Origin of the sequence: Streptomyces radicis (assembly GCF_003626575.1) — a bacterium.
GTDB classification, from domain to species: Bacteria; Actinomycetota; Actinomycetes; order Streptomycetales; family Streptomycetaceae; genus Streptomyces; species Streptomyces radicis.
Genome location: NZ_RBDY01000015.1, coordinates 139,356 through 158,585, shown reverse-complemented (window position 1 = coordinate 158,585; position 19,230 = coordinate 139,356). Strand labels below are relative to the sequence as shown.

At 72.4% G+C, this 19,230-nt stretch carries 7 protein-coding genes; 3 read left to right on the top strand and 4 right to left on the bottom strand.

Annotated elements, in window-relative coordinates; all coding sequences use genetic code 11:
• Positions 1-13,196: type I polyketide synthase (locus D7318_RS34065; protein ID WP_230423914.1), on the bottom strand; the 13,196-nt coding region annotated here is incomplete at its 3' end.
• A 367-nt stretch (positions 13,197-13,563) separates the two neighbouring features.
• On the opposite strand from D7318_RS34065, the gene D7318_RS19915 reads away from it, so the two are divergent.
• Positions 13,564-14,217 (top strand): hypothetical protein, encoded by a 654-nt coding sequence (locus tag D7318_RS19915; RefSeq protein WP_120698482.1) that lies wholly within the window; start codon positions 13,564-13,566, stop codon positions 14,215-14,217.
• Between the two features lie 84 nt (positions 14,218-14,301).
• On the top strand, positions 14,302-15,348 hold the full coding sequence (locus tag D7318_RS19910; protein ID WP_120698481.1) for a 3-dehydroquinate synthase: 1,047 nt from the start codon (positions 14,302-14,304) through the stop codon (positions 15,346-15,348).
• 79 nt (positions 15,349-15,427) lie between these two features.
• Here D7318_RS19910 and D7318_RS19905 read toward each other — a convergent pair whose 3' ends face one another.
• The 3 genes from D7318_RS19905 to D7318_RS19895 form a co-directional block, all read right to left on the bottom strand.
• Positions 15,428-16,129 (bottom strand): HAD-IA family hydrolase, encoded by a 702-nt coding sequence (locus D7318_RS19905; protein WP_120698480.1) that lies wholly within the window; start codon positions 16,127-16,129, stop codon positions 15,428-15,430.
• Positions 16,130-16,217: 88 nt separating this feature from the next.
• On the bottom strand, positions 16,218-17,372 hold the full coding sequence (locus tag D7318_RS19900; RefSeq protein WP_230423912.1) for a Gfo/Idh/MocA family protein: 1,155 nt from the start codon (positions 17,370-17,372) through the stop codon (positions 16,218-16,220).
• Complete coding sequence (locus tag D7318_RS19895; protein ID WP_120698479.1) at positions 17,369-18,535, bottom strand: DegT/DnrJ/EryC1/StrS family aminotransferase; 1,167 nt, start codon at positions 18,533-18,535, stop codon at positions 17,369-17,371. The genes D7318_RS19900 and D7318_RS19895 overlap by 4 nt, the downstream gene beginning before the upstream one ends.
• Positions 18,536-18,791: 256 nt before the next feature.
• Here D7318_RS19895 and D7318_RS19890 point away from each other — a divergent pair, with 256 nt between their 5' ends.
• Positions 18,792-19,226, top strand: coding sequence for a type II 3-dehydroquinate dehydratase (locus D7318_RS19890; RefSeq protein ID WP_120698478.1), 435 nt, complete (start codon positions 18,792-18,794; stop codon positions 19,224-19,226).
• The last annotated feature ends 4 nt before the right edge of the window (positions 19,227-19,230 follow it).

Genomic DNA, 19,230 nt, shown 5'->3' with positions numbered 1-19,230 from the left:
TCGGGATGCTCCGCCTGCGCGGAACGGATCAACCCCCACACAGCGGCGGCCGCAGGACTGGTCACCTCGGCAGACGAAACAGTGGCCACGGCACCACGCGTGAGAACCACCAGACGCGCACCAACCGAACGGTCCTCATCCGCCAGATACTCCTGAACAGCCCGCAGCACACGACCCGTCAGCCCACGCACGTCGCCGGTGGTACCGGTGAGATCCAGCAGATCAACATCCTCGGGAATCTCAGCGGCGACCTCCCCCACGGTGAACGGAACCCATTCCACCCGGAACAACGACTCCCCCACCGAGGAGCCCTCGGTGCCCTTCGTCAGCTGATCCGCCGCGATCGACCGCAGCGCGAGGGAGCCAACCGTGGCCACGGGGCGGCCGGATGGATCGGCCAGCTCGATCGACACGCCGTCGCTCCCCGTGGCAACCGTTCGCACCCGGAGGGCCGTGGCCCCCGAGGCATGCAGGGTCACCCCACTCCACGCGAACGGCAGCGCCACCTGACCGTCCTCGGTCGCGCCGTGTCCCTCGGCGAAGTTGTTCGCGTGCAGCGCGGCGTCCAGCAGGGCGGGGTGAAGGCCGAAGTGGGCTGCGGTGTGCGCCTGGTCCTCGGGGAGGGCGATCTCGGCGAACACCTCGCCATCGCGGGTCCATGCCCGGCGCAGGCCTTGGAAGGTGGGGCCGTACTCGTACCCCGCCTCGAACTGGCGGGAGTAGAAGCTGTCCAGATCAACGGGAGTCGCACCGGCGGGCGGCCACTGCGCGAAGGCGAACCCCTCGACCGAGGCAGCCGGTTCAACGACGAGATACCCGCTGGCATGCAGAGTCCAGGAGGTCTGGGATTCGGCGTCGGCGGCCCTGGAGTGGATGACCAGCGGACGACGCCCCGTCTCCTCAGGCGCCTTGACCGTGACCTGAAGGTGAACGGCCGTACGTTCGGGCAGGATCAACGGCGCGTGAATGACCAGCTCGTCCAGCGTCCCGGCCCCCACCTCATCCCCCGCACGCACGGCAAGCTCCACCAGAGCCGTACCGGGCAGAAGAACCACACCACGCACCGCGTGATCCGCCAGCCACGGATGGCTCCGCAACGAGACCCTGCTGGTCAACACCGTCACGTCATCACCCGCCACCGCCACCACCGCCCCGACCAGCGGATGATCCGCGACCCCGAGCCCAGCGGACGACACATCACCCACGGCCGAAGACGTCGGCTCCAACCAGTAACGCTCATGCTCGAAGGGGTAGGTGGGCAGGTCGGCTCGGGTCGGGGTCTGGGGAACGCGCCAGTCGAGAGACGCGCCATGGACCTGGAGCCCGGCCAGGGAGGCGAAGAAGCGCTGCTGCCCGCCCTCGTCGCGGCGGAGCGTCCCGGTGACCGTGGCCTCCGGGTCGGCGTCCTGGATGCCGTGGATCAGAACCGGGTGCGTGCTGACCTCGACAAACGTCGAATGCCCCTCGTCGAGAAGGGTGCGGGTCGCGGACGCGAAATGCACCGGATGCCGCAGATTCCGATACCAGTACCCCCCATCAAGAAGCATGTCCGAGCTCAGCCACTCCCGTTCCAGCGTGGAATAGAACGGGACACGAGGCGGCTCAGGAGCCAAGTCCCCCAGAAGCTCGGCGAGATGCCCCTCGATCGCCTCCACATGACTCGTGTGCGAGGCATAGTCCACGGGGATCCGACGCGCGCGAATGTCCTGGCTCTCGCAATGGGCGAGAAGCCCGTCGAGAGACCCGGGGTCACCGGCGACCACCGTGGACTGCGGCCCGTTGAACGCCGCGACCTCAAGCCCCGGATAGCCACCGAGAAGCTCCCCGACCTCCTCAGGAGGAAGCGGAACAGAAGCCATACCACCGTGTCCCGCGAGGTGGGCGGCGATGGCCCTGCTCCGCAACGCCACAACAGTGGCCGCATCGTTGAGCGTCAGAGCCCCCGCGACATACGCCGCCGCGATCTCCCCCTGCGAGTGACCGACAACAGCGTCCGGAACCACCCCATGCGCCTCCCACAACCTCGCCAACGACACCATCAAGGCGAAGGAGGCGGGCTGAATCACATCGACACGATCGAACGAGGGGGCGTTGTCACCCTGCCGGATCAACTCCAGCAGCGACCAGCCCGTCAGCGGATCAAGAACAGCCGCCACCTCATCGATGGCCTCCGCGAAAACCGGCGAGGCAGCGTACAGTTCGGCGCCCATACCGGCCCACTGCGTCCCCTGGCCTGGGAAGACAAAGACGGTCTTGGCCAGTTCGCGCGCCGTGCCGGTGATGAGATGCGGCGCGGGCTGACCATCGGCCAACGCCTGGAGACCGGTCAAGGCGTCCTCGCGGTCGGTGGCCACGACGACGGCCCGTTCCCCCAACGCCGCCCGCCCATGGATCAACGTCGAGGCGACATCCGCCAGCGACTCGTCCGGGTGCGCGGCCACATGCTCGGCGAGCCGCCGCGCCTGCCCCCGCAACGCCTCGGACGTCCCTGCGGAGACGGGCAGCGGCACCGGTCCCGCGACGGCCGCCGCCACCTCGGGCTCCTCGGGGGCCTGTTCGAGGATGAGGTGCGCGTTGGTGCCGCTGACGCCGAACGAGGACACCCCCGCCCGACGCGGCCGATCCACCACCGGCCACTCCCGGGCCTCGGTCAGCAACTCCACCGCCCCCGCCGACCACTCCACCTCAGGAGTCGGCTCATCCACATGCAACGTCCTCGGCAGCACACCATGCCGCAACGCCTGCACCATCTTGATCACCCCGGCCACACCAGCCGCCGCCTGCGTATGACCGATGTTCGACTTCAACGACCCCAGATAGAGCGGACGTTCGGCAGGCCGGTCCCTGCCATAGGTCGCGAGCAAGGCCTGCGCCTCGATCGGATCACCCAACGTCGTCCCCGTGCCATGCGCCTCCACCGCGTCGACATCACCCGACGCCAGACCCGCGTTCGCCAACGCGGCCCGGATCACCCGCTGCTGGGAGGGGCCGTTCGGCGCGGTCAGACCGTTCGACGCGCCATCCTGGTTGACCGCCGACCCCCGCACCACCGCCAACACCCGATGACCGTTCCGCCGAGCGTCCGACAGCCGCTCCAACAGCACCACGCCCACACCCTCGGCCCACCCCGTGCCATCCGCCGCCGCCGCGAACGCCTTGCACCGCCCATCGACCGCCAACCCACGCTGCCTCGAGAACTCCACGAACGCCGAGGGCAGCACCATCACCGATGCCGCCCCGGCGAGCGCCATGGTGCACTCGCCCTGCCGCAACGCCTGCGCGGCCAGGTGCATCGCCACCAGCGCCGACGAGCAGGCCGTGTCCACCGTCACCGCCGGGCCCTCGAGGCCCAGGGTGTAGGCGATGCGCCCTGACGCGACGCTGCCGGAGCTGCCGGTGAGCCGGTAGCCCTCGAACTCGCCCGGCGCCTGGTGGAGTCGGACGGTGTGATCGTGGTTGATCACGCTCGAGTACACGCCGACGTTGCTGCCGTGCAGCGAGGTCGGGTCGATGCCCGCGCGCTCCAACGCCTCCCACGACGTCTCCAGCAACAACCGCTGCTGCGGATCCATCGCCAACGCCTCACGCGGCGAAATACCGAAGAACCCCGCGTCGAAATCCGCCACCCCGGCCAAGAACCCACCATGCCGCACATAAGAAGTCCCGGGCCGATCCGGATCCGCGTCATAAAGACCCTCCAGATCCCAACCCCGGTCGGACGGGAAGTCGGTGATGGCGTCGACGCCGTCCGCAAGCAGTTGCCAGAACTCCTCCGGGTCGGTCACCCCGCCGGGGAATCGGCAGCTCATGCCGATGATCGCGATCGGCTCGTCCGCGGCCGAAGGGGCCACCGCGCCGGTGGCCGCCACGGCGGCGGCCGGTTCCGGCTGGTCGCCCAGCAGTTCGGCGCGGAGGTGCCGGGCGAACGCCACCGGCGTCGGGTGGTCGAAGACGACGGTCGCCGACAGGCGCAGCCCGGTCGCGGCGGTGAGCCGGTTCCGTAGCTCGACCGCGGTCAGTGAGTCGAACCCGGCCTCCTTGAACGCCCGGTTCGGTCCCACCACGTCCATGGTGGAGTGGCCGAGGACGGTGGCGGCGTGGGTGCGGATCAGGTCGAGCAGCGCGCGGTCCTGGTCGGCCTCGGTCAGCCCCGCGAGGCGGTGGGCCAGCCCCTCCTCGGCCGGGCCGCTCGTTCGCGCGGTCCGCCGGACCTGCCGTACCAGCCCGCGCAACAGCGGCGGCACCGGCTCGGCGGCGGCCCGCGACCGCAGCCGGGTCACGTCCAGCTTCGCGGGCACGAGCGCCGCGTCCGGGCCGCGCAGCGCGGCGTCGAAGAGCGCCATGCCCTCATCGGGGGAGAGCCCGAGCATGCCGTCGCGCTCGTTCCGCCGCAGGTCGGTGGCCCCCAGGTGCGCGGTCATGTCGCTGGCCCGGGTCCAGTAGCCCCAGGCGAGGCTCGTGGTGGGGTGGCCCTGGGCGCGGTGCTGGTGGGCGAGGGCGTCGAGATAGGTGTTCGCCGCGGCGTAGTTCGCCTGCCCAGGATTGCCAAGAGTGCCCGCAGCGGAGGAGAAGAGCACAAAGGCGGCCAGGTCACCGTCCCGGGTCAGCTCATACAGATGCTCGGCGGCATCGGCCTTCGGCGCCAGAACCGTGTCCAGATGCCCGGGGGTCAACGCCGTGAAGACCGCGTCATCCAACGCACCGGCCGTATGAACCACCGCCGTCAACGGGCGTGTTGAAGGAACGGTCGCCAGCAGGGCCGCGGTGGCGTCACGGTCGCTCGTGTCACACGCGACCAGGACCACATCCGCCCCCAGCGCCGACAACTCCTCCCGAAGCTCGGCAGCCCCAGGAGCATCCGGCCCACGCCGACTGGCCAACAGCAAGTGCCGGATGCCGTGCTCGGTGACCAGATGCCGCGCCACCAGACCACCGATCATGCCCGTACCGCTGATCAACACCGTGCCGCCCGGATCCAGCGGCCGAGGCACGGTCAGCACCACCTTGCCCACGTGTCGCGCCTGGCTCATGTGGCGGAACGCGTCCTGGGCCCGCCGCACGTCCCACGCGGTCACGGGAAGCGGGTTGAGCAGCCCTCGTTCAAACAGCTTCACCAGCTCCACCAGGATCTGCTGGATCCGGTCAGGGCCCGCCTCTCGCAGGTCATACGCCTGGTAAGCGACGCCCGGGTACGCGGCCGCCACCTCGGCGGCATCGCGAATATCCGTCTTGCCCATCTCCAGGAACCTGCCGCCGCGTGGCAGCAGTGCGAGCGAGGCATCGGTGAACTCGCCCGCAAGCGAGTTCAGCACCACATCCACGCCGCGTTCCCGCGTGTGCGTCAGGAACCGCTCCAGGAACGCGGTGGTCCGCGACGAGCCGAGGTGTTCGTCGTCCAGGCCGAGCGGTCGCAGGGCCGCCCACTTGCCGGGGCTGGCCGTTCCGTAGACCTCGGCGCCGAAGTGCCTGGCGAGCTGTGCGGCCGCCATGCCCACGCCACCCGCGGCGGCGTTGATCAGTACCGATTCCCCCGCCCGCAGTCCCGCCAGGTCCCGCAGGCCGTAGTAGGCGGTGAGGAACGTGATCGGCACGGACGCCGCCTGGTGGAACGACCACCCCCGGGGGATGGGCGCAAGCAGGCGGCGGTCGGTGACCGCCGCGGTCCCGATGGCTCCGAAGTCGATGTCGAACGTCCCCATCACCCGGTCACCGGGCGCCAGGTCCTTCACCTCCGCGCCGACGTCGAGCACGACCCCGGCCGCCTCGCCGCCGATGCCCCGCTGCCCTGGCACCATGCCGAGCGACACGAGCACATCGCGGAAGTTCAGCCCGGCGGCCCGCACCGCGACCCGCACCTGTCCTGGCCCCAGCGGCGCCAACGCCTCGGGGCTCGGCACCAAGGCCAGCTCGTCGAACGTCGACCCGCCCGCGGTGTCGAGCCGCCACGCCTCCGCTCCCTCCGGCACCGCAAGCCCAGGGTCCGCGGAGCTGCGAGCGAGCCGAGGGCTGGTCAAGCCGCCCTGGCGAAGGGCGAGTTGGGGTTCGTCGACGGCGATGGCGGCGGTGAGGGCGGTGGCCAGGGCATCGCGGCTTGCGGGGTGGTCGTCGAGGTCGAGCAGGACCAGCCGGTCGGGGTGCTCCGCCTGCGCGGAACGGATCAGCCCCCACACGGCGGCGGCCGCAGGGCTGGTGACCTCGGCGGATGAAACGGTGGCCACGACGCCACGGGTGAGCACGGCCAGGCGCGCGCCATCCGGGCGGTCGTCGTCGGCCAGATATTCCTGAACGGCCCGCAGCACATGGCCCGTCAGATCACGCACATCGCCACTCGCACCGGTGAGATCGAGCAGATCAACGTGCTCGGGGATCTCGGCGGCGGGCTCCCCGGGGGTGAGCGGGACCCATTCCACCCGGAACAGCGACTCCCCCGCCGAGGAGCGCCCGGCGCCCCTGGCCAGCTGATCCGTCGCGATCGGCCGCAGCGTCAGTGCGTCGATGGCCGCCACGGGCTGGCCGTCGTGGTCGGCCAGGTGAAGCGAGACCCCGTCGTCGCCCACGGGCACCGCCCGCACCCGCAGCGCCGTGGCGCCGCTGGCGTGCAGGCCGACGCCGTTCCAGGCGAACGGCAGCGGCGTGCGCCCGTCCTCGGTCGGCCCCTGCCCCTCACAGAACGTGCTGGCGTGCAGCGCGGCGTCCAGCAGGGCGGGGTGGATGCCGAAGTGCCGGGCGGTGTCGGCCACTTCCTCCGGAAGAGCGACCTCGGCGAACACCTCACGGCCCCGCGACCACACCCGGCGCAGGCCCTGGAAGGTGGGGCCGTACTCGTACCCCGCCTCGAACTGGCGGGAGTAGAAGCTGTCCAGATCAACGGGAGTCGCACCGGCGGGCGGCCACTGCGCGAAGGCGAACCCCTCGACCGAGGCAGCCGGTTCAACGACGAGATACCCGCTGGCATGCAGAGTCCATGGGCCGTGGGACTCGGCGTCGGCGGCCCTGGAGTGGATGACCACCGGACGACGCCCCGTCTCCTCAGGCGCCTTGACCGTCACCTGAAGCTGAACGGCCGTACGCTCGGGCAGGATCAACGGCGCGTGAATGACCAACTCGTCCAGCGCCCCGGCCCCCACCTCATCCCCCGCACGCACGGCCAGCTCCACCAGAGCCGTACCGGGCAGAAGAACCACACCACGCACCGCGTGATCCGCCAGCCACGGATGACTCCGCAACGAAACCCTGCTGGTCAACACCGTCACGTCATCACCCGCCACCGCCACCACCGCCCCGACCAGCGGATGATCCGCGACCCCGAGCCCAGCGGACGACACATCACCCACGGCCGAAGACGTCGGCTCCAACCAGTAACGCTCATGCTCGAAGGGATACGTCGGCAGATCAACGCGCGCCAGGACAGGCCCGAGGCCCCAATCCAGGGAGGCACCGTGGACATAAAGGGTGGCCAGGGAGGCGAGGAAGCGCTGGCGACCGCCCTCGTCGCGACGCAGCGTCCCGGTGACCGTGGCCTCCGGGTCGGCGTCCTGGATGCCGTGGATCAGAACCGGGTGCGTGCTGACCTCGACAAACGTCGAATGCCCCTCGTCAACAAGGGTGCGGGTCGCGGACGCGAAATGCACCGGATGCCGCAGATTCCGATACCAGTACCCGCCGTCAAGAAGCATGTCCGCGCTCAGCCACTCCCGTTCCAGCGTGGAATAGAACGGGACACGAGGCGGCTCGGGAGCCAAGTCCCCCAGAAGCTCGGCGAGATGCCCCTCGATCGCCTCCACATGACTCGTGTGCGAGGCATAGTCCACGGGGATCCGACGCGCACGGATCTCTTGGCTCTCGCAATGGGCGAGAAGCCCGTCGAGAGACCCCGGGTCACCGGCGACCACCGTGGAGTGCGGCCCGTTGAACGCCGCGACCTCAAGCCCCGGATAGCCACCGAGAAGCTCCCCGACCTCCTCAGGAGGAAGCGGAACAGAAGCCATGCCACCACGCCCGGCGAGGTGGGCGGCGATCGCCTTGCTCCGCAACGCCACCACGGTCGCCGCATCGTCGAGGGTCAGCGCTCCGGCCACATACGCCGCCGCGATCTCCCCCTGGGAGTGACCGACGACAGCGTCCGGAACCACCCCATGCGCCTCCCACAACCTCGCCAACGACACCATCAGGGCAAAGGAGGCGGGCTGGATCACATCGACACGATCGAACGAGGGGGCGTTGTCACCCTGCCGGATCAACTCCAGCAGCGACCAACCCGTCAGCGGATCAAGAACAGCCGCCACCTCATCGATGGCCTCCGCGAAAACCGGCGAGGCAGCGTACAGTTCGGCGCCCATACCGGCCCACTGCGTCCCCTGACCGGGAAAGACAAAGACAGTCCTCCCCTGCGCATGAGCGGTCCCGGCGATGACCTGGGGCGCGGGCTGACCATCGGCCAGGGCCCGCAGACCACCGAGAGCCTCCTCCCGATCCCCCGCCACGACGACGGCCCGCTCCTCCAACGCCGCCCGCCCTCGCACCAATGCCGCGGCAACACCGGCCAAGGGCTCGTCAGGGTGCGCGGCCACATGCTCGGCGAGCCGCCGCGCCTGACCCCGCAACGCCTCGGACGTCTTCGCGGAGACGGGCAGGGGCACCGGCCCCGCGACGGCCGCGTCCACCTCGGGCTCCTCGGGGGCCTGTTCGAGGATGAGGTGCGCGTTGGTGCCGCTGACGCCGAACGAGGACACCCCCGCCCGACGCGGCCGATCCGCCACCGGCCACTCCCGGGCCTCGGTCAGCAACTCCACCGCCCCCGCCGACCACTCCACCTCAGGAGTCGGCTCATCCACATGCAACGTCCTCGGCAGCACACCATGCCGCAACGCCTGCACCATCTTGATCACCCCGGCCACACCAGCCGCCGCCTGGGCATGGCCGATGTTCGACTTCAACGACCCCAGATAGAGCGGCCGTTCGGCAGGCCGCTCCCTGCCATAGGTCGCGAGCAAGGCCTGCGCCTCGATCGGATCACCCAACGTCGTCCCCGTGCCATGCGCCTCCACCGCGTCGACATCACCCGACGCCAGACCCGCGTTCGCCAACGCGGCCCGGATCACCCGCTGCTGAGAAGGACCGTTCGGCGCCGTCAGACCGTTCGACGCGCCATCCTGATTGACCGCCGACCCCCGCACCACCGCCAGCACCCGATGACCGTTCCGCCGCGCGTCCGAAAGCCGCTCCAACAGCACCACGCCCACACCCTCGGCCCACCCCGTACCATCCGCCGCCGCCGCGAACGCCTTGCACCGCCCATCGACCGCCAACCCACGCTGCCGCGAGAACTCCACGAACGACGTCGGCTGGGCCATCACCGCGACGCCGCCCGCCAGCGCCATCGCGCACTCGCCCTGCCGCAACGCCTGCGCCGCGAGGTGGAGGGCGACCAGCGACGAGGAGCAGGCGGTGTCCACCGTCACCGCCGGGCCCTCGAGGCCGAACGTGTAGGAGACGCGGCCCGAGACGACGCTGCCCGCGGTGCCGATGCCCCGATAGCCCTCGGTGCCTTCGGGCGCCTGGCCGACGTTGCTGCCGTAGTCGTGGTACATCACGCCGCTGAACACGCCCGTGCTGGTGCCGCGCAGCGAGGTCGGGTCGATGCCCGCGCGCTCCAACGCCTCCCACGACGTCTCCAGCAACAGCCGCTGCTGCGGATCCATCGCCAACGCCTCACGCGGCGAAATACCGAAGAACCCCGCGTCGAAATCCGCCACCCCGGCCAAGAACCCACCATGCCGCACATAAGAAGTCCCGGGCCGATCCGGATCCGCGTCATAAAGACCCTCCAGATCCCAACCCCGGTCGTCGGGGAACGCGGAGACGCCGTCGACGCCCTGGTCCACCAGGCGCCACAGGTCCTCGGGCGAGGCGACCCCGCCGGGCAGGCGGCAGGCCATGCCGATGATGGCGATCGGCTCGTCCGCGGCCACGACGACCGGTGGCCCTTCCGCCTCGGCGGGCCGGTACCCGAACAGTTCGTCGCGCAGGTGCAGGGCGAGGGCGGCCGGGGTGGGGTGGTCGAACGCGGCGGCGGCGGAGATCCGCAGCCCGGTGGCCGCGACGAGGCGGTTGCGCAGCTCGACGGCGGTCTGTGAGGTGAAGCCCAGCTCCTTGAAGGCGCGTTCGGCGTCGAGCGCTTCGGGGCTCGGCAGGTCGCGGAGCGCGGCCGCCTCGGCGCGGACGATGTCGAGCAGCGCGCGTTCCCGCGCCGCGGGGTTCAGCTCCGCCAGCTCGCGGCGCAGCGCGGCGGCGCGCCCTGACGCGTCGTCGGCGGCGCCCTCGGCCCGGCGGGGCGCGGTCGCGGGGGCGGCGCCGCGGGGCGCGGCGGTCGCGGCCAGCGCGGCCTGGTCGGTGGTGTGGGCGGCGTCGAACGCGGCGAGTCGTTCCCTCGCGGGCAGTGCGGGGTCCCAGGACAGCGAGAGGGCGGGCAGGCCGAGGGCGCGCCGGTGGTGGGCCAGGGTGTCGAGGACGGCCGTCGCGGCGGCGTGGTCGGCGCGGCCCGGCGCGGCGGGTGGCGCGGCAAAGGGTGAGAGAAGGGTGAACGAGGCCAGTTCAACGTTCCGGGTCAGGGCGTGCAGTTGTGTGGCGCCGTCGGTCAGGGCGGCGAGTTCGCGTTCGGACAGCTCGCCTGGCTCGCCCTGGGTGTGGACGACCGCGGTGAGCGGGCGGGGGGCGAGGGTGAGGGCGGCGGCCAACGCCGCGCGGTCGGTCGCGTCGGCGGCGGCCGGTGTGGGGTCGGCCCCGGCGCGGGCCAGCTCGGCGGCGAGCCGGGCGGTCGCCGGGTCCTCGTCGCCGCGCGGGCTGATGAGCAGCAGGTGGCGGGCGTGGTGGGCGGCGACCAGGTGGTGGGCCACGGCGGCGCCCGCGGCGCCGTCGGCGCCGGTGATGACCACGGTGCCGCGGGGGTCGAGGACCGCGGCGGCGTTGTCACGTTCCGGCGCGGGGGCGGCGTGCGCGGGGCGGGGGTGGAACGCGAGCCCGGCCCTGAGGGCGACGCTGGGCTCGCCCGAGGTGGCGGTGGCCGGAAGCGCGGCGGCCGACCTGGGGTCGTGGTCCAGGTCGGCGAGGAGCAGCCGCCCGGGGTGGGCGGCCTGAACGGCGGTGACCGCGCCCCAGGCTGCCGCCTGCGCGGCGACGGCCGGTGCGTCGGCCGTTGAATCGGCGTAAGTGTCGGTGGCGTCGGCCGGTGGCTCGGTCCCGGTCGTGACGGCCCGTCGGGTGGTGACCAGCAGCCGGGTGGTGGCCAGCCGCTCGTCGGTCGCCCACCAGGTGAGCACGCGGGTCAGCTCATCCCCCGCGGGGGGTTGGCCGAGCACCGTCACCTCGGGGGCGGTGGCGCCCCCGGCGACGGCGTCCCGCACGGCGCCGGGCTCGGCGAACGTCTCGACCCGCAGGCCCGCCGCCGTCAGCGCCGCGCCCACGCCGAACGGGTCGGGTCCCGCGACGGCCCAGTGGCCACCGGTCTCCGGCGGCACGGCGGCGTCGTCGGCGTCGGCCGCGGCGGTCGCGGCGGCGGCAAGTGCATCGGCGTTCCTGACGGACGGCAGCGGCACCCAGTCGGTCCTGAACAGCGTCTCGTAGTGGCCGCTGCTGGTCGCGAGCAGCCGGGCGGGGCGGCCGACCAGGGCGTGGCGGGTGACCTTGCCCGACGAGGTGCGCGGCACGCGGTCGATCTCGTACAGCTCCTCGGGCACCTTGAAGTACGAGAGCCGCTCCTGGCACGCGGCGAACAGCGCCTCGGGGGACAGCCCTTCGGGCCCGGGGACCAGGAAGGCCACCGGGACCTCGCCCAGGACGTCGTGCGGCTTGCCCGCCACCGCGACGTCGGCCACGCCGGGGACCGCGCGCAGGACCTCCTCCACCTCGATGGGGTGGATGTTCTCGCCGCCGCGGATGATCACTTCCTTGATGCGGCCTGTGACGGTGAAGTACCCGGCCTCGTCCCGGCGGGCCAGGTCCCCGGTGCGGTACCAGCCGTCGCGGAGCGCCGCGGCGGTGGCCTCGGGCTGGTTGTGGTAGCCCCCGGCCATCACGCTCGGGCCGCTGACCCAGACCTCGCCCTCCTGTCCCGCGGGCACGTCCCTGCCGGTCTCCGGGTCCACGAGCCGCACCCCGAGCCCGGGCACCGGCAGCCCGCAGGACCCCTCGACGCGGGCGCCCGTGGGCCAGTTGATGGTGATCGAGCCGCAGGTCTCGGTGCTGCCGTAGGCGTCGAGCAGCGGGGCGTCGAAGGTCTCCTCGAACGCCTGCCGCAGCGCCGCGGTGGTGATCGCGCCGCCGACGAGGCACATCCGCAGGTCAGGGGCGTGGAAGCCGCGTTCGCGAGCCGCCTGGACCAGGTGGTGGTACATGGTCGGCACCCCGGCGAGGAACGTCGCTGACTCCTCGTCGATGGCCTCGAGGATGTCGTCCGCGGCGAAGCCGTCCACGATCCTGGCGGTGGCGCCCACCGCGGTGACGCCCAGCACGCAGACGATGTGGGCCAGGCTGTGGAAGAGCGGCAGCGGCCAGATCACGCGATCGTCGGCGGACAGTCCCGGCACCGGGACGTAGCAGGCGGCGACCGACCACAGGCAGTTCCGCTGGGTGGAGAGCACGCCCTTGGGCTTGCCGGTGGTGCCGGAGGTGTAGAGCATCCACGCGAGGTCGTCCAGGCCCAGGTCGTCCCGGGCGGGCGCGCCGGGCTCGGTCTCGGCCAGCGTGGCGAACGACAGCGCCCCTACGGGCGCGTCGGCCGGTACGCCGTGCTCGCCCGTGACGATGACCTTCGGCCTGCGGGCGCCGGTCAGCACCCGCCGCACCTGGGCGGCGTGCGCCGGGTCGGTGATCAGCACCCGGGCGCCGCTGTCGTCCAGCAGATAGGCCAGCTCGGCGTCCGTGGAGCGCGGGTTGAGCGGCACGCCGATCGCGCTGGCCCGGGTGATCGCCAGATAGCTCTCCACCGTCTCCACGCGGTTGCCGAGGTAGATCGCCGCGCGGTCGCCCGGCTGGAGCCTGAGGCCGGTCAGGTGCCCGGCGAGCCGCCGGGTGCGCGCCGCGAGCTGGCTGTACGTCACGCTCCTGCGGTCGTCGCGGAACGCGGTCTTGTCCCCGAAGCGAAGGGCGTTCGCCTCGAGGAGTTCGGGCAGCGGCCGGATCAGCTCGGTACGCAGCATGGCACGACACATCCCTCTGTCCAGCGGAAAGGAATCTACGAGAGCGCGGTAGGAGAACGCGGCACGCCATCACAGCGTCGCACCGGGGCGGACCGGGCGATCCCCTATCCACCCCCCTAGGGCATCCCTGTATTGGATCTCCGGCCGTTTTCGGGTCGTGGCCGATGGAGAGGGAACGGGCGAGGACACTACCCTCGCCGGGGAAGATTTTCCGGGTCCTTTCCTGGTCCCCAGAATCGGGTCCACAGAAATCGCGGGAGATTGCGTGTTCCGTCAGTGGTGGCTTTACCGGACGCCCGGCCGGGGATTGTTCCCCCTGCTCGATTCCCTACGCTTCGTCAACGCCGCTGACAGCGGCGCTGAATGGTTGTTCCTTCGGGACGGCGACGGCGCCGGGCCCGAGGGGGAGCCCGAGTTCCAGGTGTGGGTCCTGTCGACCCCGCGCGTGCTCGTCGACGTCGGGAGGCGGCTGCGGTCACCCGGCGAGGCGGCGGCCCCGGCGCTGCGCGGCGGCCGGACCGCGGTCGAACTCGCCACGGCGCACAGCGACTTCGCGCTCGACGCGCTGCGCGAGGGCGGGCTGCCACCGGGCGGGCGGCTGCCCGCGGCGGTGGCGCATCTGCGGTTCCTCACCGGGCTGCTGCCGACGGCGGAGCGCGCCGCGTTCCTGTTCGCCTGCTGGCTGCGGGACACCGGGCAGCTGACCCCGGCCCGCCGCGTGGACCTGGGGGTGCGGGCCGACCGGCAGGCCGGGCTGCTGCCGGGGCCCGAGGCGGGCTTCCCCGGCGACGGGCGGCTGAGGGACTCCTGGGAGCACTACACGAAGACCGTCCGCGGCATCGTCGCGGACCGCCGCCCGGGGCCCGAAGGCCATGGAGACGGCGGGGGCGTTCCGCTCAACTACCTGCTGTTCGAGCACGCCAGGCTGGCCGGGAACCGCCTCGGCATCCCCCGCGCCACCGAGGCGCTCGCGGCGCGCGCCCTGCGCGCGGCCTGGCGCGCCGAGGAGCGGGCCGCGTGACGGCAGCCGCCCGGCGCGGCCCGCGCCGGGCGGGGACGGCGACAACCTGCGTTGACCTGCGACAACCGGCGTTCGGGAAAGGACGTGGACGACGTGACACGGACGGAAGCGGCACACCGCAGGATCGAGGTGGCGCTCGGCGGCCTCTCCTACCCCGTCGTCATCGGGGCGGGGGCGCGGCACGAGCTGCCGGGGATCGTCGCGGGGCTCGGCGCCCGCCGGGTGGCGGTCGTCTCGGCCCGCCCGCCCGATGAGGTGCCCGACCCCGGCGTTCCCTCGCTGGTGCTGCGCGCCAGGGACGGGGAGGAGGACAAGACGCTGGCGAGCGTGCAGGAGATGTGCCGCGCGTTCGCCCGGTTCGGGCTGACCCGCACCGACGCGGTGGTCTCCATCGGCGGCGGCACCACGACCGACTCGGTCGGTCTCGCCGCCGCGCTCTACCACCGCGGGGTGCCGGTGGTGCATCTGCCGACCTCGCTGCTGGCCCAGGTGGACGCCAGCGTCGGCGGCAAGACGGCGGTCAACCTGCCGGAGGGCAAGAACCTGGTCGGCGCCTACTGGCAGCCCAAGGCGGTCCTGTGCGACACGGACTACCTGCGCACCCTGCCGCCGAGGGAGTTGACCAACGGCTACGGCGAGATCGCCCGCTGCCACTTCATCGGCGCCGGTGACCTGCGCGGGCTGCCGCTCGACGAGCAGATCGCGGCCAGCGTGGCGCTCAAGGCGTCCGTGGTCAGCGCGGACGAGCGGGACACGGGTCTGCGGCACATACTCAACTACGGTCACACGCTGGGCCACGCGCTGGAGCGCGCCACCGACTTCGCGCTGCGGCACGGGGAGGCGGTGGCGGTGGGCACGGTCTTCGCCGGGCGGCTGGCGGGCGCGCTGGGGCGCGTCGGGGAGGCGCGGGTCGCCGAGCACCTCGAGGTGGTCCGCGCCTACCGGCTGCCCACCGCGCTCCCCGCGGACGCCGACCCCGCGGCCCTGGTCGCCCTGATGCGTCTTGACAAGAAGGCGACGCGTGGCCTGACGTTCGTGCTCGACGGGCCGAACGGCGTGGAGCTGGTCTCCGACGTCCCCGAGGCGGTCGTGCTCGACGCCCTGGCGGCGATGCCGCGCGCGACGCCCTGATCAGGGCCGGTGCGAGGCGCGGTCGGCCCGGTCGGCGCGGCTCGCGGGCGTGCGTGCGGGGCGCACGCCCACGGGCCGGTCAGCTCTCCGGCGTGGCCACCGCGGGGCAGAGCGCGAGCAGCTCGGCCGGGGCGTGCAGGACCGCGTCGGGACCGGCCGCGAGCAGCGCCGCCTCGTCGGTCTCGCCCCACAGCGCGGCCACCGCGGCGACCCCGGCGCCGTGCGCGCTCGCCAGGTCGGTGACCGCGTCGCCGACCATCAGCGCCTCGGCCGCCGACACCCCGAGCAGGCCGAGCGCGTGCTCCACGATGTCGGGCGCGGGCTTGGGCCTTGCCACCTCGTCCGAGCCGATGACGTGCTCGAACAGCGGGAGCACGCCGAGCTGTTCGAGCAGCGAGCGGGCCCTGGGGCCGCTCTTGCCCGTGGCGACGGCCAGCCGCAGGCCGCGGTCCCGCAGGGTCCGCAGCAGCTCGGGCACCCCGCCGAACAGGGGCACCCGGTGGGCCAGCCGGTAGCTCTCCCGGACGAAGGGACCCTCCATCTCGAGCGGCAGGTCCATGATCCGCATGATGTCGGGGAAGTACCGGCCCAGGTGCCGGTTGTACTCGTCGAACGGCGCCTCCCCTTCGCCGACGACCTCGCGGTAGGCGATGGTGAACGCCTCCCGCATCACGTCGAAGCTGTCCACCAGGACCCCGTCGAGGTCGAACACCACCGCCCGCGGCCTGGGGGGTACGGCGGTGCCCTGATGTGGCGCGTTCCTGATCAGGTGGGTGTCCATCGCGTTCCTCCGCGCTGAGAGTCGGTTTGCGGGCGTTTGTCGCCCGTGCGTGCGGTGCGCCCGGCGGGCGGGCGCACCGGCCGCCCTTTCACACCTCGGCGGGCACCGCGGGTCCAGGGGCCCGGCGCGCGCGGGAGGTCCTGGCCGAGGTGTAGAGCCCCTCGATGACCCCGATGGCGCGGCGGGCGTCCGCCACCGCGCGGCCCCTGAAGGACGGGTCGGCCAGCAGCGCGGGCAGCGCGTCGAGCTGCCCGAGGTACTCCGCGCCGACCGGCTCGTCCGGCACCGCCACGGGTCGCGTCTCGCCGTCCCTGGTCCGGGTCAGCTCCGAGCGCTCCTGGCGGTTGGGGCTGAACCCGAAGGTGCAGCGCAGCGTCGCCGTGCCCGCGCTGCCCTCGACGCGGATCAGGGTCACGTCGCGCGCCTCGTGCGACGCCCAGCTGGCCCGCAGCGACACCGACACGCCGTCCCCGGTGACCAGGAAGCCGCGCGCGGTGTCCTCCACATCGCCCGCCACGTTCGCCGCCGCGGGCCCGCCGGGTGCGCCGTCCCTCCGCCAGGCGGCCTGCCGTGAGCCGCTGCTGACGAAGTCGTCGGAGACCGTCCCCGCCACCTGCTCGAAGACGGCCTCGCCGAGCAGGGGCCCGATGCTGTCGAGCAGGTGCCAGCCCAGGTCGAGCAGCGCGCCGCCACCGGCCCGCCGCAGGTCGGTGAACCAGCCGCCCGCGTCCGGCACCCCGCTGGCCCGCACCCACGCCGCCTCGATGTGCCGCACGGTGCCGAGGTCCCCGGCGAGCGCGTGCAGCGCCCGCACGTCGGCCCGGTAGCGGGCCGCGCTCCCGGCGAGCAGCACCGCCCCGCCCGCGCGCTCGGCCGCCGCGAGCAGGTCGGCCTCAGCCGAGGTGAGGCAGACGGGCTTCTCCACGAACACCGGGATGCCGCGGCCCAGCAGCTCGGCGGCCACCGGCGCGTGCAGGTGGTTGGGCACCGCCACCACGGCCAGGTCGGCCACCTCGGGCGTCAGCTCGGCCACCCCCGCCAGGGCGCGCGCGCCCGCGTGCGCGGCGACGGCCGCCGCGCGGGCGGCCGGGTCGGGATCGGCCACGGCCGTGACCGTGTACGCCGGGTGCTCGCGGAGCCGGGGCAGCCAGATCGACCGCCCCGCCCAGCCGAGGCCGACGAGCGCCACCCGCACGGGCCCGCCGCCCGCGGCGCGCGCGGGGGCGCCCGCGGGGGCGTTCACGCCTCGGCCAGGGTGTCGGCCACGATGGTCGCGATGTCGTGCATCTGCCGCTCGGTGCCCAGCAGGGTCCTGTGGTGCAGCCAGACGCAGTCGGCGTTGATCGCCTCGGAGTTGGGGCAGCGTCGGGCGATGTCGTCCACCGACTCGCTCGGTGCCGCGGTCTCCCAGAATCCGTCGCACCGGTAGATCGCGCGGAACGCGGCGAACGCGGGTAGCCCCCGCTCGATCAGCGCGTCCACCAGCGCGTTGCGGCGCTCCTCGGTGATGCCGGGGATGCGGAACATCGCCATGTAGTGCGGGTTCCTGTCGGCCCGCCGGTCGCGGCCCTGCGGGATCACGCCGGGGATCTCGGCGAGCAGGTCGGCAAGCAGCGGCCAGCGCAGCTCCCTGGTCTCGATCTGCCCGTCGAGCCTGGCCAGCTGTGCCCGCAGCACCGAGGCGGAGAACTCGTTGAGCCGGAAGTTGGAGCCCGAGGTGCGGTGCCGGTACGTCCGGTCGTCGCGCGGCCGTCCGCAGCTGTGCCGCAGGAACGCCTCCTCGTACAGCTCGCTCTCGGGGAAGGTGACGGCGCCCCCCTCGCCGGCCGTCATCAGCTTGCCGTTCTGGAAGCTGAACGCCGCGACCGAGCCCAGCTCGCCGACGCGCTTGCCCTGCCACTGCGCCCCGTGCGCGTGCGCGGCGTCCTGGATCAGCCGCACGCCCGAGTCGGCGGAGAGCTTCTCGAGCGCGTCCATGTCGGAGAAGTGGCCCGCCATGTGCACCGGCATGATCGCCCGGGTCCGCGGGGTGATCGCCGCCTCGGCCGCTGCCACGTCGATGCAGTACGTCTCGGGGTCGACGTCCACGGGGACGGCGACGGCGCCGAGGCGCTGGGCGGCCTGGGATGACGAGATGAACGTGAACGCCGGGACGATGACCTCGGTGCCGGGGCCGACGCCGAGGACCTCGAGGGCCAGCTCGAGGGCGTGCGTCCCGTTGGTGACGGCCAAGGCGTAGGGGGAGCCGTGGTACGCCGCGAACTCCCGCTCGAAGGTGTCGACCTCGCTGCCGCCGTTGCGCCACCACTGTCCTTGCTCGAGCGCGCGGATCAGCCCCGCCCGCTCCGCCTCGTCGAACTGGGGCCAGGCCGGGAATTCCGGTGCCTGACGTGCGGGATCACTCATGATTCTCCTCGCGAGAATGGATACGGCACAACGACGGGTGAATGTGGATGCCGGCCATCGCACGTGCGGCATGCTACCCCGCTCGCGATAAACGAGAACACCCCCTAAGGATCCCCCTACATGTCCCCTTGATTTCCATGGGATCGCGGATCATCGCTGTGCCGAAGAAGCTCGCTGCTATACCTTCGACGCATCAACGACGCGACAATCCGCCATTCCAAATAAAGGCCCTTTCAATTGCCCGGCGAGGTGACCATTGAGCGACATACTGCTGCTGAACGGCCCGAATCTAGGAATTCTAGGAAAGCGTGAGCCCGAGGTGTACGGGACCGCCACGCTCGCCGATGTGGAGCAGGCGGTCGGCGATGAGGTCGCCGAGCGCGGCTGGAAGGTCGTCGCCGTCCAGCACGAATCCGAGGGCGAGCTGATCCACGCGATCCAGGACAGCTACGACACGGTGGGCGCCATCGTCAACCCGGGGGCGTTGATGATCGCGGGCTGGAGCCTGCGCGACGCGCTGGCCAACTACCCCAGGCCATGGATCGAGGTCCACCTGTCGAACGTCTGGGCGCGCGAGCGGTTCCGGCACGAGTCCGTCATCGCGCCCCTGGCCAGCGGCGTCATCGTCGGCCTCGGCGCGCTCGGCTACCGGCTGGCCGCCCGCGCCCTGCTGGGCGTGGTGGACGGCTGACCCG